Source organism: Leisingera daeponensis, assembly GCF_019801465.1.
GTDB classification, from domain to species: domain Bacteria; phylum Pseudomonadota; class Alphaproteobacteria; order Rhodobacterales; family Rhodobacteraceae; genus Leisingera; species Leisingera daeponensis_A.
The window spans coordinates 170,925-189,656 of record NZ_JAHVJA010000003.1; the positions used below are offsets into that span (position 1 = coordinate 170,925).

Sequence of the window (18,732 nt, forward strand, 5' to 3'; positions counted from 1 at the left end):
ATCAGACCCAGGGGCGCTCCTGGGCGGCCTTGTCCTCGAAGGTCTTGATCGAGTCGGCCTTTTCCATGGTCAGGCCGATGTCATCGAGGCCGTTCAGCAGGCAGTGCTTTTTGAAGGCGTCCACTTCGAACGGAATGACTTCGCCGTCAGAGGTGGTGATCTCCTGTGCTTCCAGATCGACGGTCATACGGGCGTTTTCGCCTTTTTCCGCATCGGCCATCAGGATGTCGACCTGCTCCTGCGGCAGCACGATCGGCAGAATGCCGTTCTTGAAGCTGTTGTTGTAGAAGATGTCGGCGAAAGAGGTCGAGATGATGCACTTGATGCCGAAATCAGCGATCGCCCACGGCGCGTGCTCGCGCGAGGAGCCGCAGCCGAAGTTGTCGCCCGCCACCAGGATCTCGGCGTTGCGGTACTGCGGCTTGTTCAGCACGAAGTCCTCGATCTCGGTGCCATCGCGGTTATAGCGCATCTCGTCGAACAGGTTCTTGCCGAAGCCGGTACGCTGGATGGATTTCAGGAACACCTTGGGGATGATCATGTCGGTGTCGATGTTCACCAGCGGCATCGGGGCTGCGATACCCTGCAGTTTCTGGAACTTTTCCATTACTCGTTTCCTTGTTTCTGATGCTTCAAACCGCTGAGATCAAAACCGATCTCCTGCGCGTGGCGTGCGATGAAGCTGTGTTTTTCGGGCCGGTGCGCCTTGTGGTAGCGGCGCACCATGGATGCGTAGAGATGAACGGCCAGCGTGTTGTCCGTCAGCCAGCCGTCTTCCTGGCAGCTGCCGCTGAACAGCACGTCAGTCAGCACGCCCCGGATCGGGTAAAAGACGTCCGGCTCCCGGACATGCTCGACCTCTCCGGTCAGGTGCAGCGTGTAGTCCAGCGCCCGGGGGCCAAGCGACGGGCGCTGCAGCTCGAAGGCTGTCAGCAGCCGTTTGCCGGGCGGTGCGGCTTCGACTTCCTTGCGGATTTTGCGGCCAAGCCAGGGCGGCACGAACTCGGGGTCCTCGAACCAGTCCAGCAGGTGGTTCAGCGTTGCCGAGCTTTTCGGCAGCCGCAGAACCGCACCGTTGATCGACCGGGTCGGCTCATAGCCGACGTGATAGTCCGCGTCCGGTAAAGGCCGGCAGCAGAGCATATCGGTGTCGATCCAGATCATGTCCGTCTTCTTCAGCAGATGAAGACGGAACAGATCCGACAGCATCGAGGCCGGCGCCTCCCCGTGCCCTGCCTTGGCAGGGTCCCAGATTTCCGCCGCCGGGCAGGTGCGGACACCTGCCGGAACCGGCGGTGCCGCAGGCCCGGTGTGGAACAGCACAACCTCATGACCGCGCTGCACGAAACTGGCCAAGGACAGTTCGTGCAGCCAGTTGAGGCTGTCACCGATCCACAGGCTTGCGACTGCGGGCAGGGAAGGGCTGGACGGCATCGGCGGCCCCTCAGGCTCAGATCAACTCACGCACATCCGTCAGCCGGCCGGTCAGCGCGGCGGCGGCGGCCATCGCAGGCGACACCAGATGGGTGCGGCCTTTATAGCCCTGGCGGCCTTCGAAGTTGCGGTTTGAGGTGGCGGCGCAACGCTCGCCCGGGGCCAGCTGGTCAGGGTTCATCGCCAGGCACATGGAGCAGCCCGCAAGCCGCCACTCGAAACCGGCTGCTTCAAAGATCTCGGCCAGGCCTTCTTCCTCGGCCTGCGCCCGCACCAGGCCGGAGCCCGGAACGATCATCGCACGCATGCCGTCCTTGATCTTCTTGCCCTTCACCACCTCGGCCACGGCGCGCAGATCCTCAATGCGGCCGTTGGTGCAGGATCCGATGAACACGGTGTCGATCTCTATGTCGGTCAGCTTCTGGCCGGGGGTCAGCCCCATGTATTCGATCGAGCGGCGGGCTGCTTCAACCTTGCCGCCGGTGAAGTCCTCGGGGTTCGGCACCACGCCGGTGATCGGCAGAACGTCCTCGGGGGAGGTGCCCCAGGTCACAACCGGCTGGATGTCTTCGCCCTTCAGCGTGACAACCTTGTCGAAATGCGCGCCTTCGTCGGTGTAAAGCGTCTTCCACCAGTCCAGCGCCGCCTCCCACTGAGCACCCTTGGGGGCGTGCGGGCGGCCCTTGACGTATTCAAAGGTGGTCTCGTCCGGCGCGATCAGACCGGCGCGGGCGCCGCCTTCGATCGCCATATTGCAGACGGTCATGCGGCCTTCCATCGACAAATCGCGGATCGCTTCACCGCAATATTCGATGACATAGCCGGTGCCGCCGGCGGTGCCGGTCTCGCCGATTACCGCCAGGGTGATGTCCTTGGCGGTGACGCCCGGCTTCAGCTTGCCGGTGATCTCCACCTTCATGTTCTTGGACTTCTTCTGGATCAGCGTCTGGGTCGCGAGCACATGCTCCACTTCCGAGGTGCCGATGCCATGCGCCAGCGCGCCGAAGGCGCCGTGGGTGGCGGTGTGGCTGTCGCCGCAGACCACGGTCATGCCGGGCAAGGTCCAGCCCTGTTCCGGGCCGACGATGTGCACGATGCCCTGGCGGACGTCATCCACCGGGTAATAATGCACGCCGAATTCCTTGGCGTTCTTGTCGAGCGCTTCGACCTGGATGCGGCTTTCCTCATTCTCGATGCCTTTGGCACGGTCCAGGGTGGTCGGCACGTTGTGGTCCGGCACCGCGATGGTCTTGTCCGGAGCATGCACCTTGCGCCCGGCCATGCGCAGGCCTTCGAAGGCCTGCGGGCTGGTCACTTCGTGGACCAGGTGGCGGTCGATATAGAGCAGGCAGGTGCCGTCCTCTGCTTCATGCGCAACATGCGCATCCCAGATCTTGTCATAGAGTGTCTTGGGGGACATGGGTCCTCTCCCGTGATGTATTTGGGTATGCTGGCTTTGGGCTGGGCAAGCACCTTATAGGCGCGCCAGGACCGTGCGGGCGGCGCCAAAGAACCGCTCGCGCAGCCGCGCGCGGTCTTGCAGTTCGATCTTTTGCGCCAATACGAGGGTCATGGCTGTCAGATACATCTGCTGTGGCCGGCAATCAAGATTCGTTCGCAGGGCGCTGCGCCAGCCATTGCATGGGGGCGCAGCGCTCTGCGGCCCCGGTATGCGCTTGGGGCTTCCGGCTCAGCCCCGGAGCGGCTGCGGCCTGTCTCCATTCTTGCTCCGGCTTGATCGAAACCGGGCAGGACGGCACACTGGGAAAAAAAGGGGGGCGCAATGGAGCCGGAAGAGCAGACACCACCCAGGGACGCGATTGCGGAGAGCACGGCCGAGGCGCTGGAGCTGGGCCAGCAGCTGTGGGCTCTGGCCGCCGGCGGGCTTGAGATGCTGCTCAGGCCCTGGAACGCTTATCAGGCGGGTATCGTGCTGGCCGTCTTTGTGGCGGCCACCCTGATCGCGCGGCCGATTGCCAATGCCTTCCACAACTGGCTGCGGACCCGCGAGGGCTGGCCGCGCTGGCGGATGCGGGCGGGGCTGGTGCTGCACAAGCGGATCCGCGGCATCCTGTTTGTGCTGCTGATCTGGACCGTGGTGCTGGTGATGCAGGAAATGACGTGGCCCAGCCGGTCCCGGCTGCTCACGGTGATCGCCAACCTGTCGCTGGCCTGGCTGATCGTATCCTTTGCCACCCGGCTGGTCGGCAATCCGTTGCTGCGCAACCTGGTGAAATACGGGGCCTGGATCTGGATTACCCTGAGAATCCTGGGCATTACCGAAGATGCGATACATCTGATGGACGGCATCGCCATCAATTTCGGCGATCTCAGGATTTCACTGTTTCTGGTTGTTCAGGCGATTGTGATACTGGGCGTCATGCTGACGCTGGCGCGGGTGATCTCGTCAGTGGCCTCGAACCGGATACGCGCCAATTCCGATATCTCGCCCTCCATGCAGGTGCTCGGCGCCAAACTGGCACAGATCCTGCTGTTCGGCGGCGCCTTCTTTATCGGGTTGAAGGCCATCGGCATCGACCTCACCGGCCTTGCGGTGCTGTCCGGCGCCATTGGCGTCGGCCTGGGTTTCGGCCTGCAGAAGGTGGTTTCGAACTTGGTGTCAGGCCTGATCATCCTCCTGGATAAGTCGATCAAACCGGGTGACGTGATCTCGCTGGGCGATACCTTCGGCTGGATCAACGCGCTGGGCGCGCGCTATGTTTCTGTGGTGACCCGCGACGGACGGGAATATCTGATCCCGAACGAGGACCTGATCACGACCCAGGTGGTGAACTGGTCGCATTCTGACAAGTATGTCCGGCTGGACCTGCATTTCGGCACCGGTTATGGCGATGATCCCCATAAGGTCCGCAAGATTGCGATTGACGCGGCCTGCGGGGTCACGCGGGTGCTGCAATACGGCAGCAAGAAACCGGTCTGCCACATTACCGGCTTCGGCGACAGCAGCGTCGATTATGTGCTCCGGTTCTGGATCGACGACCCCACCGGCGGTCTCACCAATATCCGCGGCAACGTCTATCTGGCGCTGTGGGATGCATTCCAGGCAGAAGGCATTTCGATCCCCTTCCCGCAGCGCGAGGTGCGGATGCTGAACGACCCGCTGCCGGTCAGGGTTGCACCTGGCGAAGATGACGGATAAAGCACATGGCTTGCATCGCGGGGCAGGGCTTTCATTGAAAGTTTACCCTCTGGTTGCTACATTATTAACAGGCCCGGCGCCGGGGCGTGGCGGCGCGTTGTAAGGAGGACCATGTCCTGTCACCCGTACCTCAAGCGGCGGATGCCGCTGTTAATGGGGCAGCCGTGATGGCCGCCCAGTCCCAGCCCACCAGCGAACAGCTGCTGGAGCGGATTCTCTCCTCACTCAGCGATGACAAAGCCGAAGATGTTGTGCAGATCGATCTGCGCGGCAAGACTTCGATCGGCGATTACATGGTGCTGGCCTCCGGCCGCTCCACCCGTCAGGTCGCGGCCATGGCGGAAAAGCTGACCGACCGGCTCAAACAGGAGTTCCGGATCACCTGCAAGGTTGAAGGCAAGGATGCCGGCGACTGGGTGCTGATCGACTCCGGTGACGTGATTGTCCATATCTTCCGCCCGGAAGTGCGCGAGTTCTATCAACTCGAGAAGATGTGGATGCCCGCTGGCACCGAGGCTGCACCGGCAGCTGAAGGCTGATCCAAGGCTGATTTGATGCAGGCCCGCGCATGGGTGCGGGCCGGATTGCTTCGGGAATTTCATGCGTCTGCATATCTGTGCGGCCGGGCGTCTACGCTCCGGCCCGGAAAAATCCCTCATCGACGATTACCTCACCCGGTTCGACCGGACCGGGCGCGCGCTGGGTCTGGGGCCTGCGCGGGTGGTGGAGATTGAAGATAAGAAAAACGCAGGCATGGCCGCCGAGGCAGCACTCTTGCGCAAGGCGCTGCCCAAGGGCGCGGTGATCTGCACCCTGGACGAGCGCGGCAAGGTGATCTCCTCCCCGGATTTCGCGGACAAGCTGGCCGGCTGGCGCGACAGCGGCCGCCAGGATCTGGCGCTGATCATCGGCGGTGCCGACGGGATCGATCCCTCGCTGCGGGCTGAGGCCGATTTCTCGATCTCCTTCGGCAAGATGGTCTGGCCGCATATGCTGGTGCGGGTGATGCTGGCCGAGCAGATCTACCGCGCGGCGACGATTCTGGCCGGCAGCCCCTATCACCGCGTTTGACTGCGCCGGGCAGTGGCGGACTGCGGTGCGGGTATTTTCTGAAATGAAATGCGTCAGGGCAGAGTGTAGGTATAGACTGCCTTGCTCCAGCCGTCCGTCAGGCAGCGGGCCTGGATTTGCACCTGGGTCGCGCCCTCCGGGAGTTGCACGCGGCTGAGTGAGCGGGTGAAGGGCTGTTCGTGCTCGTGCGGATGTGCAAGTACCCGCAGGCCCAGCTCGTTTCCGTCCATATCCAGCACCCGCCAGCCGTCAGCATAGTGATCCCACCCGGTGTCCGGGTGAGAGAGGGTGACGCTGAAAGTCCAGCCGCCTCCGCTCTGACGCGCGGTGACAGCTTCTACCACCGGTTCATCGGCAAGTGCGGGCAGGGCGGAGGCGCAGAATGCGCCAGTGAGAAACAGATGTCTCATCACCGCACCATAGCCGCGGGCGGTCCGGGCTGCAGTCACGAAACCGTGTCCCCTTGGCTTTCGGGCGGGATGCGCAGCAGGATAGCGCGTGAATGCGAGGCGAATTCCCGCCGGTACAGCACCGCGAGGGTGATCAGAGCCGCACCTGCCAGCGGCAGTGCACCTGCCAGCCATGCGACGGCGGCCAGCGCGAAGTATGTTGACCTCATGCCCCGGTTGAAGCTGCGTGCGGCGGTGATGCTGATCTCAGCGGCCTGCGCGGCGCGGGGGTAAGCAAGGTCATGGCCGGGATCATTCGGCACCGCAGCCATCAGCACTGAGCAATATCCGAACAGCCGGTGCGCCCAAACGTATTTCAGAAATGCGTTGGACAGGAACAGCAGAACTGTCAGGATTTTCACCTCCCAGACAAAGGCGGGGATGCTGTCCTGGATCAGGTCTTCGGCAATGCCTGCCAGCTGCTCGGTGTTGCCGATCAGCGCCAGCCCTCCGCCGATGGCGATCATCGCGGCAGAGGCAAAGAAAGCGGTGCCCTGGCGCAGGTTGCCGACCAGCTGGGCATCAAAAATCCGCGGATCGCGCTCCACCATCCGTTTCATCCAGTCGCGCCGGAAATCAGCCATCAGCCAGGAAACGGAAGGCCGCCCTGCGGGCGGGTTTTCGATGCGCCAGCCGATCCACAGCCAGCCCGCGATCAGCAGGGTCAGCGCAGCGAGGTCAAAAAGGGAAAACTGGGTCAGACGGTCAGGCCAAATCATGGCCTGAACCTAGCGCGGCAATCTGCCCCTTGCCAGACGCATTTAATTGGTAATATTATTTTACCAAACAGGAGAGCCCGATGGAAATGCCATCCCCGAACCCCGCCGTTCTGGCCCGCAAGGCGCGGCTTGCCGCGCGGCTGCAGTCGGTGCTGCCGTCCGACGCGGTGATCCAGGACGAGGCAGAAACGCGGGCCTATGAATGCGATGCGCTCACCGCCTACAGGTGCCCGCCGCTGCTGGCGGTTCTGCCGAGAACCACACAGGAAGTTTCCGCGGTGCTGCGGATCTGCCACGAGGAAGGCGTGCCGGTGGTTCCGCGCGGGGCGGGCACCTCGCTTGCGGGCGGAGCGCTGCCGACAGCGGATTGTGTGATCCTGGGCGTGGCCCGGATGAACGAGGTGCTGGAGACCGATTACCGGAACCGCATTATCCGGGTGCAGACCGGCCGCACCAACCTGAGCGTCTCCGGCGCGGTGGAAGAGGAGGAGTTCTTTTACGCTCCCGACCCGTCCTCACAGCTGGCCTGTGCCATTGCCGGCAATATCGCGATGAACTCCGGCGGCGCGCATTGCCTGAAATACGGGGTGACCACCAACAACCTGCTGGGCGTGACCATGGTGATGATGGACGGCACCGTGGTGGAGATCGGAGGTGCCCATCTGGACGCTGGCGGGCTGGATCTTCTGGGGGTGATCTGCGGCAGCGAGGGGCAGTTGGGCGTGGTGACCGAAGCCACCCTGCGCATTCTGCGCAAGCCGGAGGGCGCCCGGCCGGTGCTGATCGGTTTTGACAGCAACGAGGTGGCGGGCGCCTGCGTATCGGACATTATCAAGGCAGGCGTGCTGCCGGTGGCCATCGAGTTCATGGACCGCCCCTGCATCGAGGCCTGCGAGGCCTTTGCCAAGGCAGGCTACCCGATGTGCGAAGCCCTTCTGATCATCGAGGTCGAGGGCAGCCCGGCGGAAATCGATCACCAGCTGGGGCTGATCATCGGGATCGCCAAGTCCCACAACCCGGTGGAGCTGCGCGAGGCCGGGGATGCGGATGAGGCGGCCCGCATCTGGCTGGGCCGCAAATCGGCCTTTGGCGCCATGGGGCAGATCAACGATTACATGTGCCTGGACGGGACTATCCCGGTGTCCTCGCTGCCGTTTGTGCTGCGCCGGATCGGCGAAATGAGCAAGGAATTCGGTCTCGACGTGGCCAATGTCTTCCACGCGGGCGACGGCAATATGCACCCGCTGATCCTGTTCGATGCCAACAAGCCGGGCGACCTGGAAACCTGCGAGGCCTTCGGAGCCGAGATCCTGAAGCTGTGCGTCGAGGCAGGCGGCTGCCTGACCGGCGAACATGGAGTGGGGATCGAGAAGCGCGATCTGATGCTGCACCAGTACAGCGAGGCGGATCTGGAGGCGCAGCTGAAGGTCAAGGATGTGTTTGACCCCAAGTGGCTGCTCAATCCGTCCAAAGTGTTTCCGCTGCCGGTGACCGAAGGCCGCCGGGCCGTGGCGCTGGCCGCGGAATGATTGGGGGCTAGCCCCCAAACCCCCAAAGTATTTCCGGAAAGATGAAGATGATGACACCAGGGAGCGAGGCGGAACTGGCCGAAGCCATTGCAGGCGCAAACGGGCCACTCTGCATTCAGGGCGGCGGCAGCCGCGGGCTGGCGGTGGAGGGGGACGTTCTGAGCACCCGCGGATTGTCGGGTGTGGAGCTTTATGAGCCCGGCGCGCTGACACTGGTGGTCAAGGCGGGCACGCCCGTTGCCGAGGTTGAAACGCTGCTGGCCGCGCAAAACCAGCAGCTGGCCTTTGAGCCGATGGACCACCGCGGGATGCTGGGCACCGAGGGCGAGCCGACCATTGGCGGGGTGATTGCTGCAAATGTCTCCGGTCCCCGGCGCATCCAGGCTGGCGCGGCGCGCGATCACCTGCTGGGCGTGCGGTTCGTGGATGGCAGCGGCCAGGCGGTGAAAAACGGCGGCCGGGTGATGAAAAACGTGACCGGCTATGACCTGGTCAAGCTGATGTGCGGCGCCCATGGCACGCTAGGGGTGCTGACGGAAGTCTCGCTCAAGGTGCTGCCGCGGGCAGAGGCCTCTGCGACCGTGACCGTGACCGGTGTCGATCTGCCCGGTGCGATCCGGATGATGTCGGCGGCTTTGGGCTCCCCTTATGATGTCACCGGTGCGGCCTATGACGCGGACACTTACCAGGTGCATGTCCGGGTGGAAGGGTTTCAGGATTCCGCCGCTTACCGCAGCGCCAAGCTGGTCGAACTGCTGTCGCCATCCGGGCTGGCGGAGGTGCGGGAGGATGCCGGAGTCTTGTGGAAGGGCATTCGCGACGTTTCTGCCTTTGACAGCCGGCCGGGCGATATCTGGCGGATCTCGGTGAAGCCGTCGGATGCGGCGGATCTGGCGCCTCGGCTGGAGGCTGAAGCGCTGCAGTTCGATTGGGGCGGCGGGCTGATCTGGGCGCTGGTGCCGGATGGCACCGATCTGCGCGCCCGTATCAATGTGCCGGGCCATGCCACGCTGGTGCGGGCCTCGCAGGACACCCGTGCGCGGCTTGGGGTCTTCCAGCCGCAGCCCGCACCGCTGGCGGCCATCTCCGCGGGGCTGCGGAGCCAGTTCGATCCGCGCAGCATCCTCAACCCGGGACTGATGGGGTAAGTTATGCAGACCACATTCACCGAAGAACAGCTGCAAGACCCTGGCACCAAACGCGCCAATGAAATTCTGCGCACCTGCGTGCATTGCGGTTTCTGCACCGCGACCTGCCCGACCTATCAGGTGCTGGGCGACGAGCTCGATTCCCCGCGCGGCCGCATCTACCTGATCAAGGACATGCTGGAGAACGAGCGGGTGCCGGACGCCAAAACCGTCAAGCACATCGACCGCTGCCTCAGTTGCCTGGCCTGCATGACCACCTGCCCCTCGGGCGTGCACTACATGCACTTGGTGGATCATGCGCGCGCCTATATCGAAAAGCACTATGACCGCCCATGGAGCGACCGTGCCTTGCGCTGGCTGCTGGCCCGGATCCTGCCCTATCCGGGACGGTTCCGGCTGGCGCTCTTGGGGGCCAAGCTTGCGAAGCCGTTCAAGGGGCTGCTGCCGGACGAACGGCTGCGCGCGATGCTGGACATGGCGCCCGAAACCATCCCGCCGGTCAGCCGCAATGACGATCCGCAGAGCTTTGCCCCCGCCGCGCCGCGCAAGAAGCGCGTGGCGCTGATGACCGGCTGCGCCCAGAGGGCGCTGAACACCGATATCAATGACGCCACCATCCGCCTGTTGACCCGGCTGGGCTGCGAGGTGGTGGTGGCCGAGGGCGCGGGCTGCTGCGGCGCGCTGACCCACCACATGGGACGCGAGGACGAGAGCCACGCCACCGCGGCCAAGAACATCCGCGCCTGGGCGGCTGAGATGGACGGGCAGGGGCTGGACGCCATTGTCATCAACACCTCCGGCTGCGGCACCACGGTCAAGGACTACGGCCACATGTTCCGCAACGCGCCGCTGGCAGCAGATGCGGCTCGGGTGTCTGGCATCGCGATGGATATCTCCGAATTGCTGATGCAGCTGGACCTGCCCGGGGGCGCAGAAAAGGGGCTGACCGTGGCCTACCACGCCGCCTGCTCGCTGCAGCACGGCCAGCAGATCAAGACCCACCCAAAGACATTGCTGAAACGTGCTGGCTTCAGCGTGGTAGAGCCCGCCGACAGCCACCTCTGCTGCGGCTCGGCAGGCACCTACAACCTGATGCAGCCGGAAATCTCAGCTCAGCTGAAGGCGCGCAAGGTCAGGGCGCTGGAGGCCAAAGAGCCCGACGTGATCGCTGCGGGCAACATTGGCTGCATGATGCAGATCGGTTCCGGCACGGAGGTGCCGATTGTGCATACGGTGGAGCTGCTGGACTGGGCAACAGGCGGCCCGCAGCCGCCTGCGCTGACGGCACCGGGCAGGCGGGCGCCGGAGGTACCCATCCTGCGCTGAAATTTCTGCAAGGAATCGGGCTGCACAAACCGCGCATTTGCCGTAATTTTGCCGGAACAGACAGTTAATCTCCCAGCCGGTGGATAAGAGGAGACGCATGTGAGGCAGTGGTTTCTTGCGGTTGCAGCGCTGTTGCTGCCAGCCGCAGCAATGGCGCAGGACAGCCGGTTGCAGCGGATGGATACGCTGGATGCGGGGCGCAAGTGGGAAGCCGTGGGCCGGCTTGATGTGAACGGCGAGGGGTTTTGCACCGGCGCCCTGATCGCTCCGGACCTGGTGCTGACCGCAGCGCATTGCCTGTATGACAGCCGCACAAAGGCACCGATTGACCCTGCCACAATCGAGTTTCTGGCCGGCTGGCGCAACGGCCGTGCCTCAGCCTACCGCAGTGTGCGACGGGCGGTGCAGCATCCCTCCTATGTTTATGACGGGGAGCTGTCGACGGACCGGGTGCGCAATGACATTGCCCTGCTGCAACTGCAGCGCCCCATCCGCAATACCACGGTTACGCCGTTTGAAACTGACGAACGCCCGCGCAAGGGCGCCAAAATCGGTGTGGTCTCCTACGCCCATGACCGCTCCGAGGCGCCCTCCTTGCAGGAGGTCTGCGCGGTGATGGCGCGCCAGCAAGGGGTGCTTGTGATGTCCTGCGACGTGGACTTCGGCTCCTCGGGCGCACCTGTGTTCTCCTTCGACGGCGGCTCCCCGCGCATTGTTTCAGTAATTTCCGCCAAGGCGGAGGTGAGCGGCAAACGGGTCTCACTCGGATCTGCCTTGGCAGAAGAACTGACACTTTTGCAGGCGCAGCTGACTGGCGTTGCCACCGGCGGTCGGCTGCCGCCTGGCGTGGGCCGGGTCAAAGTGGGAGAGCGTGCCAGCTCTTCCGGTGCCAAGTTCATCAAGCAGTGAACTGGCGGGCACTGATTCTGGCTGCTGTCACCCTGGCGCACGGAGCCGGCGCAACGGCCCAGGGCAGCGGCCTGCGGCGGCTGACTGACCGCGATGACCTGTTCGGCTGGGAAGCTGTCGGCAGGCTGGAACTGGACGGGCAGGGCTTCTGCACCGGCACGCTGATCGCACCGGATCTGGTGCTGACCGCGGCGCATTGCGTCTATGACCAAGAGGATAATCTGCGCCCGGTGGAGCAGATCAGCTTCCGTGCAGGCCTGCGCGACGGGGTCGCGATCGCCGAAAGCCAAGCGCTGCAGATCGCGGCGCATCCGGGTTACAACCCGCGCACCCGCCTGAGTATGGAGAACATCCGCCATGATGTGGCGCTGATCCGCCTTGCAGAGCCGGTGCAGAGCGGCCGGGCAGATGCTTTTGCGCTGCATTCCGGGCGCGGCTACGGCAGCGATATCTCTGTAACCTCCTATGGCGTGGGCCGGGCCGAGGCGCTCTCGCGCCAGCGCCAATGCAATCTGATGGGCGAACATGACGATGTGCTGATGATTGATTGCAACGTTACTTTCGGCTCCTCCGGGGCACCGGTGTTTTCCCGGGTGGGAGGGCGCGGGCGTATCCTGGCGCTGGTTTCCGGCGGCGGCAGTTACCGGGGCAAACAGGTGGCATTCGGCATGAAGCTGCCGGAGCGCGTGGCCGAGCTGAAAGCGCAGTTGCGCCGCAATCCGGTGGCCGCACCTGACCGGAGGATCAAGCGGATCCGGGTTGGCGGCGGCACTGCGGGCGGTGCTAAATTTGTCAGCGTTGGCGACTGACCCCCCTCTTGAAGCCGCATTTTCCATCCCTATCTCGTGATTATCCGGGCAGCCGCTGATTGGGGCCTGGAGCAAAACAGCCTGTCCCCGCGGGGAAGGCATCCTGAAATCGCTCATGAATGAGGATGGAATATGCGTACCTTTGACTTTGCACCGCTGCACCGTGCCACCATCGGCTTTGACCAGATTGCCAGCCTGATGGACCGCGCCTTGAGCGCCGATGCCGCCCAGTCCAGCTACCCGCCCTACAACATCGAGAAGACTGACGCTGACAGCTACCGCATTTCGATCGCTGTTGCCGGTTTTTCTGACGACGACTTGAATGTTGAAGTTAAGGAAAACGCGCTGGTCGTGTCCGCGAAGAAAGCAGAGGACGGTGAAGACCGCACTTTCCTGCACCGTGGCATTGCCACCCGCGCATTCGAACGCCGTTTCACCCTGGCCGACCACGTCCACGTGACCGGTGCCAGCCATGAAAACGGCATGCTGCACATCGATCTGCACCGCGAGGTGCCGGAGGCGCTGAAACCGCGCCGGATCGAAATCTCCTCCTCCCGCCCGAACCGCCCGGAGATCGAGGCCAAAGCGGTCAACTGATCACCCGGACCCCGGTTCGCGCACGAGAAGCCCCCTGGCCTTGCCAGGGGGCTTTTTTAGTGGCTTGCCGGGGTGCGCCTTAGGCGGGTTCGCATGAGGCCTCTGAGGCGCAATCAGTTGTTAGGAATTGGGCGGCACAATGGGGCGGTGAATGGTATTGCAACGGCGTCCTGGCCGCCCGCCGCTGCAATGGGCGCGCGGCCTTGGCAGGTAGCATGGAACCAAGAGAGATACAGTATGTTCAGCAAAGCTTTGCCGGGGTATTTGCCCGCAAGGCAGATCTGGCAGAACGGTTCTATGTGCATCTCTTCACCCGCCTACCGGCAGCGCGGGCGATGTTCCGCGGTAATTTTGTGAAGCAGAAAATGATGCTGACGGCGATGATCGCATCCTGTGTACGCAACCTGGATGACCCGCGCAGGCTGGAAGAGATCGGCACCCGGCTGTCTCGGGAGCACGCTCACCTGGATCTCGGCCCGCGTGAGACGGAGGCAGCAAAGCGGGCGCTGATCGCCGCTTTGCGCGATGTTCTGGGGGATGAACTGGACCCTGCGACCGAGTTCGCATGGGCGAGTGCCATCAGCCGGGTGGCCGGGGCGATGCCCCGGCACTGAGCCATTTTCAGCCCGGCTGTGCTGTTTCGCCGGGCGGATCAGACCGACATGCAGATGTATTTCATTTCCAGATAGTCCTCGATGCCGTGGTGGCTGCCTTCGCGGCCCAGACCGGACTGCTTGACGCCGCCGAACGGGGCCACCTCAGTGGAAATGATGCCGGTGTTGACCCCGACGATCCCGTATTCCAGCGCTTCGGCCACCTTGTACACCCGGCTGAGGTCCTTCGCATAAAAATAGGACGCCAGGCCAAAAATGGTGTCATTGGCCATCGCGATCACCTCGTCCTCGTCCTCGAACTTGAACAGCGGGGCGAGGGGGCCGAAGGTCTCGTCGGTGGCAAAGGCCATGTTCTGGGTTGCACCCTTGACGATGGTCGGCTGGAAGAAGCTTCCGCCCAGTTCCGACGGGTTGCCGCCCAAGATCACTTCGCCGCCCTTGGAGGTGGCATCAGCAATGTGCTCCTGCACCTTCTCGACCGCTTCCATGTTGATCAGCGGGCCGAAATGGATGCCGTCCTTGAGGCCGTCGCCGACGTTCATCTTTTCGACTGCGGCCTTCAGTTTCTCCGCAAAGGCATCGTAAACGCCGGACTGCACATAGATCCGGTTGGCGCAGACGCAGGTCTGGCCGTTGTTGCGGAACTTGCACATGATGGCGCCTTCGACTGCGGCATCGAGATCAGCGTCATCGAACACGATGAAAGGCGCGTTGCCGCCCAGTTCCATCGAGCATTTCATCACCGTGTCCGCGGCCTGGCGCAGCAGGATGCGGCCCACTTCGGTGGAGCCGGTGAAGGTCAGCTTGCGCACCGCGTCGTTCTCGCAGAATTCCTTGCCGATGTCGGAAGCGCGCGACGACGGCACCACGCTGAACACGCCCGCCGGGATGCCCGCACGGTCGGCCAGCACTGCCAGCACGATCGCCGACAACGGGGTTTCGGCGGCGGGGCGGGCGATAAAGGAACAGCCCGCGGCCAGCGCCGGGCCTGCCTTGCGGGTGATCATCGCATTGGGGAAGTTCCAGGGCGTGATTGAGGCCGCAACACCGATCGGCTGTTTAAGCACGGTGATGCGCTTGTCGCGCTGGTGGCCGGGGATGGTCTCGCCGTAGATCCGCTTGGCTTCTTCCGCGAAGAATTCGATGAAGGAGGCGCCATAGGCGATCTCACCGCGGGACTCCGCCAGCGGCTTGCCCATTTCTGCGGTCAGGATGACCGCCAGGTCCTCCTGGTTCTCCATCATCAGGTCATACCAATTGCGCAGCACATTGGCGCGCTCCTTGCCGGTCCATTTGGCCCATTCCTTCTGCGCGGCATCGGCCTGGGCGATGGCGCCGGCAACTTGCGCGCGGCTGGTATCGGCCACCTGGGCGATCACGTCGCCGCGTGCCGGGTTGGTCACGTCAAAGGTGCCTTCGCCGTCTACGAACTGGCCGCCGATGTAGGCGCGGGCTTCCAGCAGGCTGGGGTCATTGAGCAGGGATTTCAGGTCAGTGGTTGCGTCAAGCATTGCGGGCCTCCCGGGGGTTCTGTTGCGGAATGCAAAGCAGCTGTGCCTTGATATGTCCAGAACGATTGATGAGTCCAGAATTTGATCAAATTACAGGTGAAGATTTTTGAACCACAATTTGACATATCCTGTGCCAGACTGTCTGGTAGCAGCCAACAATAAGAACAGGGGAGATAGGGCATGGAATTAGACGATGCCTATGCCAACGGGGCCTATATCGAGAACGCCGCCAAATACCCGCCGCGCTGGGCGGCCTCGGCGGAGGATTTCCGCAACAGCCTGCATGAGCGCGCCCGGCTGGACATCCCCTATGGCGAAAGTGCCCGGCAGAGGTTCGACCTGTTTCTGCCGGCAGGCAAGCCAAAGGGGCTGTTTGTCTTTGTGCACGGGGGTTACTGGCTGGCTTTCGACAAGAGCTCCTGGTCGCATCTGGCGCGTGGCGCTCTGGCGCATGGCTGGGCAGTGGCAATGCCGTCGTATGACCTCTGCCCGGATGTGCGTATTGCCGATATTACACGGCAGGTCGCGGCCGCGGTGACCCGGATTGCGGCGGAGGTGGATGGCCCCATTTCCCTCGCAGGACATTCGGCAGGCGGCCATCTTGTGGCAAGGATGCTGGACAAAACGCTGCTGCCGCCTGCGGTGGGCGGGCGGATCAAGACGGTGATCCCGATCTCGCCGCTTTCCGATCTGCTGCCCCTGCTGCGGACCTCGATGAACCAGAAGTTCAAGATGGATTCCGCCGCCGCCGTGGCTGAAAGCCCGGTGGAGATGAAGGACCGCTATCCGGCTGAGGTGACGGTCTGGGTCGGCGGTGAAGAACGCCCGGCATTCCTGGATCAGGCGATCTGGCTGGTGGAGGCCTGGGGCGCTGATCACGTGATTGCATTTGGCAAACACCATTTCAATGTGATTGACCCGCTGGCCGACCCGGAGAGCGATCTGGTGGCGCTGATCGTGAACTGACTGCGTGGTGGCAGGCAGTAGCACACGCCCTGCTGGGCGTGTGTGATGACGGGCTTCCCTCGTTCATCAGGCGGAAGATTTCGCTTGCCAGAATCCTCTTTCCGCCGCATCTTCCAGCCCAAGGGCCGGGCGATGGCGTCGCCGCATGGATTACATGCCAGCCCCCACATTCCAAATCTGTCCTGAACGCCGGGACCTTTCTTGTAAGAAGGAAGGGTCTGATATGACTGCACGTCCTGAAATGTACCGTTTCCACAATGGTGAGAAGGCGCCGCTGCAATTTGCTGTCTCCGAATACGAGGCGCGGATTGCCGGCCTGCGCAAGATTATGGCCGACAAAGGGGTGGATGCTGCTGTCTTCACCTCGATGCACAACATCTCCTACTACTCGGGCTTCACCTACTGCGCCTTCGGCCGGCCCTACGGCCTCGTCGTGACCGCAAGCGAGGCGGTGACCATCAGCGCAGGCATCGATGCGGGCCAGCCCTGGCGGCGCTCGTTCTGCGACAACATCACCTACACCGACTGGCAGCGCGACAATTTCTGGCGCGCGATCAAGTCGGTATCCGGCGAGGGCGCGGTGGTCGGCTTTGAAAGCGATCACCTGACCCTGCTGCAGAAGGCCAGGCTGGAGGGTTTCCTGAAGCCCAAGCAATTGGTTGACCTTTATGAGCCGACCATGCGCCAGCGGATGGGCAAATCCGCGGCCGAGCTGGACATGATCCGGGCCGGCGCCGCGGTCGCCGACGTGGGCGGTTTTGCCATCCGCGACGCGGTCAAGGAAGGCGCGCGGGAGATCGATGTGGCAATGGCGGGCCGCGATGCAATGGAGCTGGAGATTGCCAAGCGCTTCCCGGATGCGGAGTACCGCGACACCTGGGTCTGGTTCCAGTCCGGCATCAACACCGACGGTGCCCACAACCCGGTGACGGGCCGCCGCCTGCAGCGCGGCGACATCCTGTCCTTGAATACTTTCCCGATGATTTCAGGGTATTACACCGCGTTGGAGAGGACCATGTTCGTGAAGGAAGTGGATGCCGAATCCCTGCGCATCTGGGAGGCCAACGTGGCGGCCCATGAGCTGGGGATCTCGCTGCTGAAACCGGGTGCGAGCTGTGCGGAAATCACCCATAAGATCAACGCCTTCTTCGAGGAGCGGGATCTGCTGCAGTACCGCACCTTCGGCTATGGCCATTCGTTCGGCGTCTTGTCGCACTACTATGGCCGCGAGGCGGGCCTTGAGCTGCGCGAGGACATCGACACGGTGCTGGAGCCGGGCATGGTGATTTCGATGGAGCCGATGCTGACCATCGCCGACGGCCAGCCCGGGGCCGGCGGCTACCGCGAGCATGACATCCTCATCATCCACGAGGACGGCAACGAGAACATCACAAAGTACCCCTACGGCCCGGAGTTCAACGTGGTCGGCTGAGCCTCGGCGCAGGCGGGGCGCTCCCGCCTGCTCATGGCCTCCGGGCGGGAGGCCTTCGCAGTTGGGAGTGGCACCGCGCGATGCACGGTGCCCTTTCTCTTCTGGGGGCACTGCCCGTACACTCTCCTTACCCCGCTGTGCACCGGCTGGCTGCAGAATCTGCGAATATTGCGCCGCGGCGGCTCTTGGGGCATATGTGCGCCACGGTTATAATAGCCCCAAAGTTTGCCCCCAGGTTTGCCTCTGCGCCGCGGCCTTGCCAGCGCCCCGCGAGGAAGAAAGTGCCACCGCCATGTATGATGCTCCGGAAAAGAAGAAGTCTGAATTCGCGCTGATCCAGCTGATGCCGAACATGATGACCATCGGGGCCATCTGCGCCGGGCTGTCGGCGATCCGTTCAGCCGTTTATGGCAATTACACGCTTGCGGTGATGCTGATCCTGCTGGCGGCGGTGCTGGACGGGCTGGACGGGCGGCTCGCCCGCGCGCTGCGCAGCGTCAGCAAAATGGGCGCGGAGCTCGACTCGCTGGCCGATTTCCTGAACTTCGGAGTGGCGACACCGATGGTGATCTACCTGTGGGCGCTGCAGGACATGCGTGGCATTGGCTGGATCTCGGTGCTGGTGTTCTCGGTCTGCTGCGTGGTGCGGCTGGCGCGGTTCAATGTCAGCAGTAAATCGGAGGAGGAGGCGCCGAAGCTCCGCAAGGGGTATTTCGAGGGCATTCCTTCGCCTGCCGGGGCGCTGCTGGCGCTGCTGCCGATGTTTGCCTCTTATGCCTTTGGCGGCGGCGATCCGGTGCTCCACGATCTTCTCATTTGTCTCAACATGGTGCTGGTGGGGCTGGCAATGATCAGCCACATCCCGACCTGGTCGCCGAAAGCGGTTAAAATTTCCCGCGAGAATGTTAAGTACCTTCTTGTGGGCTTTGCCTTCATGGCTGCGGCACTCTTGACCTATGCATGGACCGTGCTGGTTGTGCTATGCCTCGGCTACGTTGCTATGGTGATTTGGGGGCTGGTTTCCAAACCAAAAGACTAGCCCGGGACGTCCGGGGAGG

General features: G+C 63.2%; 20 protein-coding genes. 13 read left to right on the top strand and 7 right to left on the bottom strand.

Going from position 1 to position 18,732, the window contains the following annotated elements; genetic code table 11:
• Position 1: 1 nt before the first annotated feature.
• From leuD to KUV26_RS09165, 4 genes are read right to left on the bottom strand one after another with little or no spacing between them, the layout of a single operon-like run.
• Positions 2-607, bottom strand: coding sequence for a 3-isopropylmalate dehydratase small subunit (gene leuD / locus KUV26_RS09150; protein ID WP_222503230.1), 606 nt, complete (start codon positions 605-607; stop codon positions 2-4).
• Positions 607-1,434 (bottom strand): hypothetical protein, encoded by an 828-nt coding sequence (locus tag KUV26_RS09155; protein WP_222508119.1) that lies wholly within the window; start codon positions 1,432-1,434, stop codon positions 607-609. The genes leuD and KUV26_RS09155 overlap by 1 nt, the downstream gene beginning before the upstream one ends.
• A 16-nt stretch (positions 1,435-1,450) precedes the next feature.
• Positions 1,451-2,854, bottom strand: coding sequence for a 3-isopropylmalate dehydratase large subunit (gene leuC / locus KUV26_RS09160; protein WP_222508120.1), 1,404 nt, complete (start codon positions 2,852-2,854; stop codon positions 1,451-1,453).
• Positions 2,855-2,908: 54 nt separating this feature from the next.
• Entirely contained in the window at positions 2,909-3,007 is a 99-nt protein-coding gene (locus tag KUV26_RS09165; protein WP_226429013.1) for an isopropylmalate isomerase, read from the bottom strand.
• A gap of 210 nt (positions 3,008-3,217) precedes the next feature.
• Between KUV26_RS09165 and KUV26_RS09170 the strand changes: the two genes are divergently transcribed.
• From KUV26_RS09170 to rlmH, 3 genes are all read left to right on the top strand, one after another.
• Complete coding sequence (locus KUV26_RS09170) at positions 3,218-4,594, top strand: mechanosensitive ion channel family protein (protein ID WP_222503233.1); 1,377 nt, start codon at positions 3,218-3,220, stop codon at positions 4,592-4,594.
• A gap of 167 nt (positions 4,595-4,761) precedes the next feature.
• Positions 4,762-5,133: a ribosome silencing factor gene (gene rsfS, locus KUV26_RS09175; RefSeq protein WP_222503234.1), complete on the top strand. Its 372-nt coding sequence runs from the start codon at positions 4,762-4,764 to the stop codon at positions 5,131-5,133.
• Between the two features lie 61 nt (positions 5,134-5,194).
• Positions 5,195-5,665, top strand: coding sequence for a 23S rRNA (pseudouridine(1915)-N(3))-methyltransferase RlmH (gene rlmH / locus KUV26_RS09180; protein ID WP_222508121.1), 471 nt, complete (start codon positions 5,195-5,197; stop codon positions 5,663-5,665).
• 53 nt (positions 5,666-5,718) lie between these two features.
• On the opposite strand, the gene KUV26_RS09185 is transcribed toward rlmH, so the two are convergent.
• Complete coding sequence (locus KUV26_RS09185; RefSeq protein WP_222508354.1) at positions 5,719-6,075, bottom strand: hypothetical protein; 357 nt, start codon at positions 6,073-6,075, stop codon at positions 5,719-5,721.
• A 35-nt stretch (positions 6,076-6,110) separates the two neighbouring features.
• Positions 6,111-6,833, bottom strand: coding sequence for a DUF599 domain-containing protein (locus KUV26_RS09190; protein ID WP_222508122.1), 723 nt, complete (start codon positions 6,831-6,833; stop codon positions 6,111-6,113).
• A gap of 80 nt (positions 6,834-6,913) precedes the next feature.
• On the opposite strand from KUV26_RS09190, the gene KUV26_RS09195 reads away from it, so the two are divergent.
• From KUV26_RS09195 to KUV26_RS09225, 7 genes are all read left to right on the top strand, one after another.
• Positions 6,914-8,362: an FAD-linked oxidase C-terminal domain-containing protein gene (locus tag KUV26_RS09195; protein ID WP_222508123.1), complete on the top strand. Its 1,449-nt coding sequence runs from the start codon at positions 6,914-6,916 to the stop codon at positions 8,360-8,362.
• A gap of 50 nt (positions 8,363-8,412) precedes the next feature.
• A complete protein-coding gene (locus KUV26_RS09200; protein ID WP_222508355.1) occupies positions 8,413-9,510 on the top strand; it encodes an FAD-binding protein in 1,098 nt (365 codons plus the stop codon).
• A gap of 3 nt (positions 9,511-9,513) precedes the next feature.
• A complete protein-coding gene (gene glcF / locus KUV26_RS09205) occupies positions 9,514-10,836 on the top strand; it encodes a glycolate oxidase subunit GlcF (RefSeq protein ID WP_222508124.1) in 1,323 nt (440 codons plus the stop codon).
• Between the two features lie 150 nt (positions 10,837-10,986).
• Positions 10,987-11,745, top strand: a complete 759-nt coding sequence (locus tag KUV26_RS09210; protein ID WP_222503578.1) for a trypsin-like serine peptidase — start codon at positions 10,987-10,989, stop codon at positions 11,743-11,745.
• Positions 11,742-12,554 carry a trypsin-like serine peptidase gene (locus KUV26_RS09215; protein ID WP_222503240.1) on the top strand — a complete coding sequence of 271 codons (813 nt, stop codon included), beginning with the start codon at positions 11,742-11,744 and terminating at the stop codon, positions 12,552-12,554. The genes KUV26_RS09210 and KUV26_RS09215 overlap by 4 nt, the downstream gene beginning before the upstream one ends.
• Positions 12,555-12,686: 132 nt before the next feature.
• Complete coding sequence (locus tag KUV26_RS09220; protein WP_222503241.1) at positions 12,687-13,151, top strand: Hsp20 family protein; 465 nt, start codon at positions 12,687-12,689, stop codon at positions 13,149-13,151.
• A gap of 215 nt (positions 13,152-13,366) precedes the next feature.
• Positions 13,367-13,765, top strand: coding sequence for a globin domain-containing protein (locus KUV26_RS09225; RefSeq protein ID WP_222508125.1), 399 nt, complete (start codon positions 13,367-13,369; stop codon positions 13,763-13,765).
• 38 nt (positions 13,766-13,803) lie between these two features.
• On the opposite strand, the gene KUV26_RS09230 is transcribed toward KUV26_RS09225, so the two are convergent.
• On the bottom strand, positions 13,804-15,276 hold the full coding sequence (locus tag KUV26_RS09230; protein WP_222508126.1) for an NAD-dependent succinate-semialdehyde dehydrogenase: 1,473 nt from the start codon (positions 15,274-15,276) through the stop codon (positions 13,804-13,806).
• A 180-nt stretch (positions 15,277-15,456) separates the two neighbouring features.
• Here KUV26_RS09230 and KUV26_RS09235 point away from each other — a divergent pair, with 180 nt between their 5' ends.
• The 3 genes from KUV26_RS09235 to KUV26_RS09245 all read left to right on the top strand — a co-directional run bounded on the left by KUV26_RS09235 (position 15,457) and on the right by KUV26_RS09245 (position 18,713).
• Positions 15,457-16,242: an alpha/beta hydrolase gene (locus KUV26_RS09235; RefSeq protein ID WP_222508127.1), complete on the top strand. Its 786-nt coding sequence runs from the start codon at positions 15,457-15,459 to the stop codon at positions 16,240-16,242.
• 223 nt (positions 16,243-16,465) lie between these two features.
• Complete coding sequence (locus KUV26_RS09240) at positions 16,466-17,674, top strand: aminopeptidase P family protein (RefSeq protein WP_222508128.1); 1,209 nt, start codon at positions 16,466-16,468, stop codon at positions 17,672-17,674.
• A gap of 292 nt (positions 17,675-17,966) precedes the next feature.
• Positions 17,967-18,713, top strand: coding sequence for a CDP-alcohol phosphatidyltransferase family protein (locus KUV26_RS09245; protein ID WP_222503246.1), 747 nt, complete (start codon positions 17,967-17,969; stop codon positions 18,711-18,713).
• Positions 18,714-18,732 lie beyond the last annotated feature (19 nt).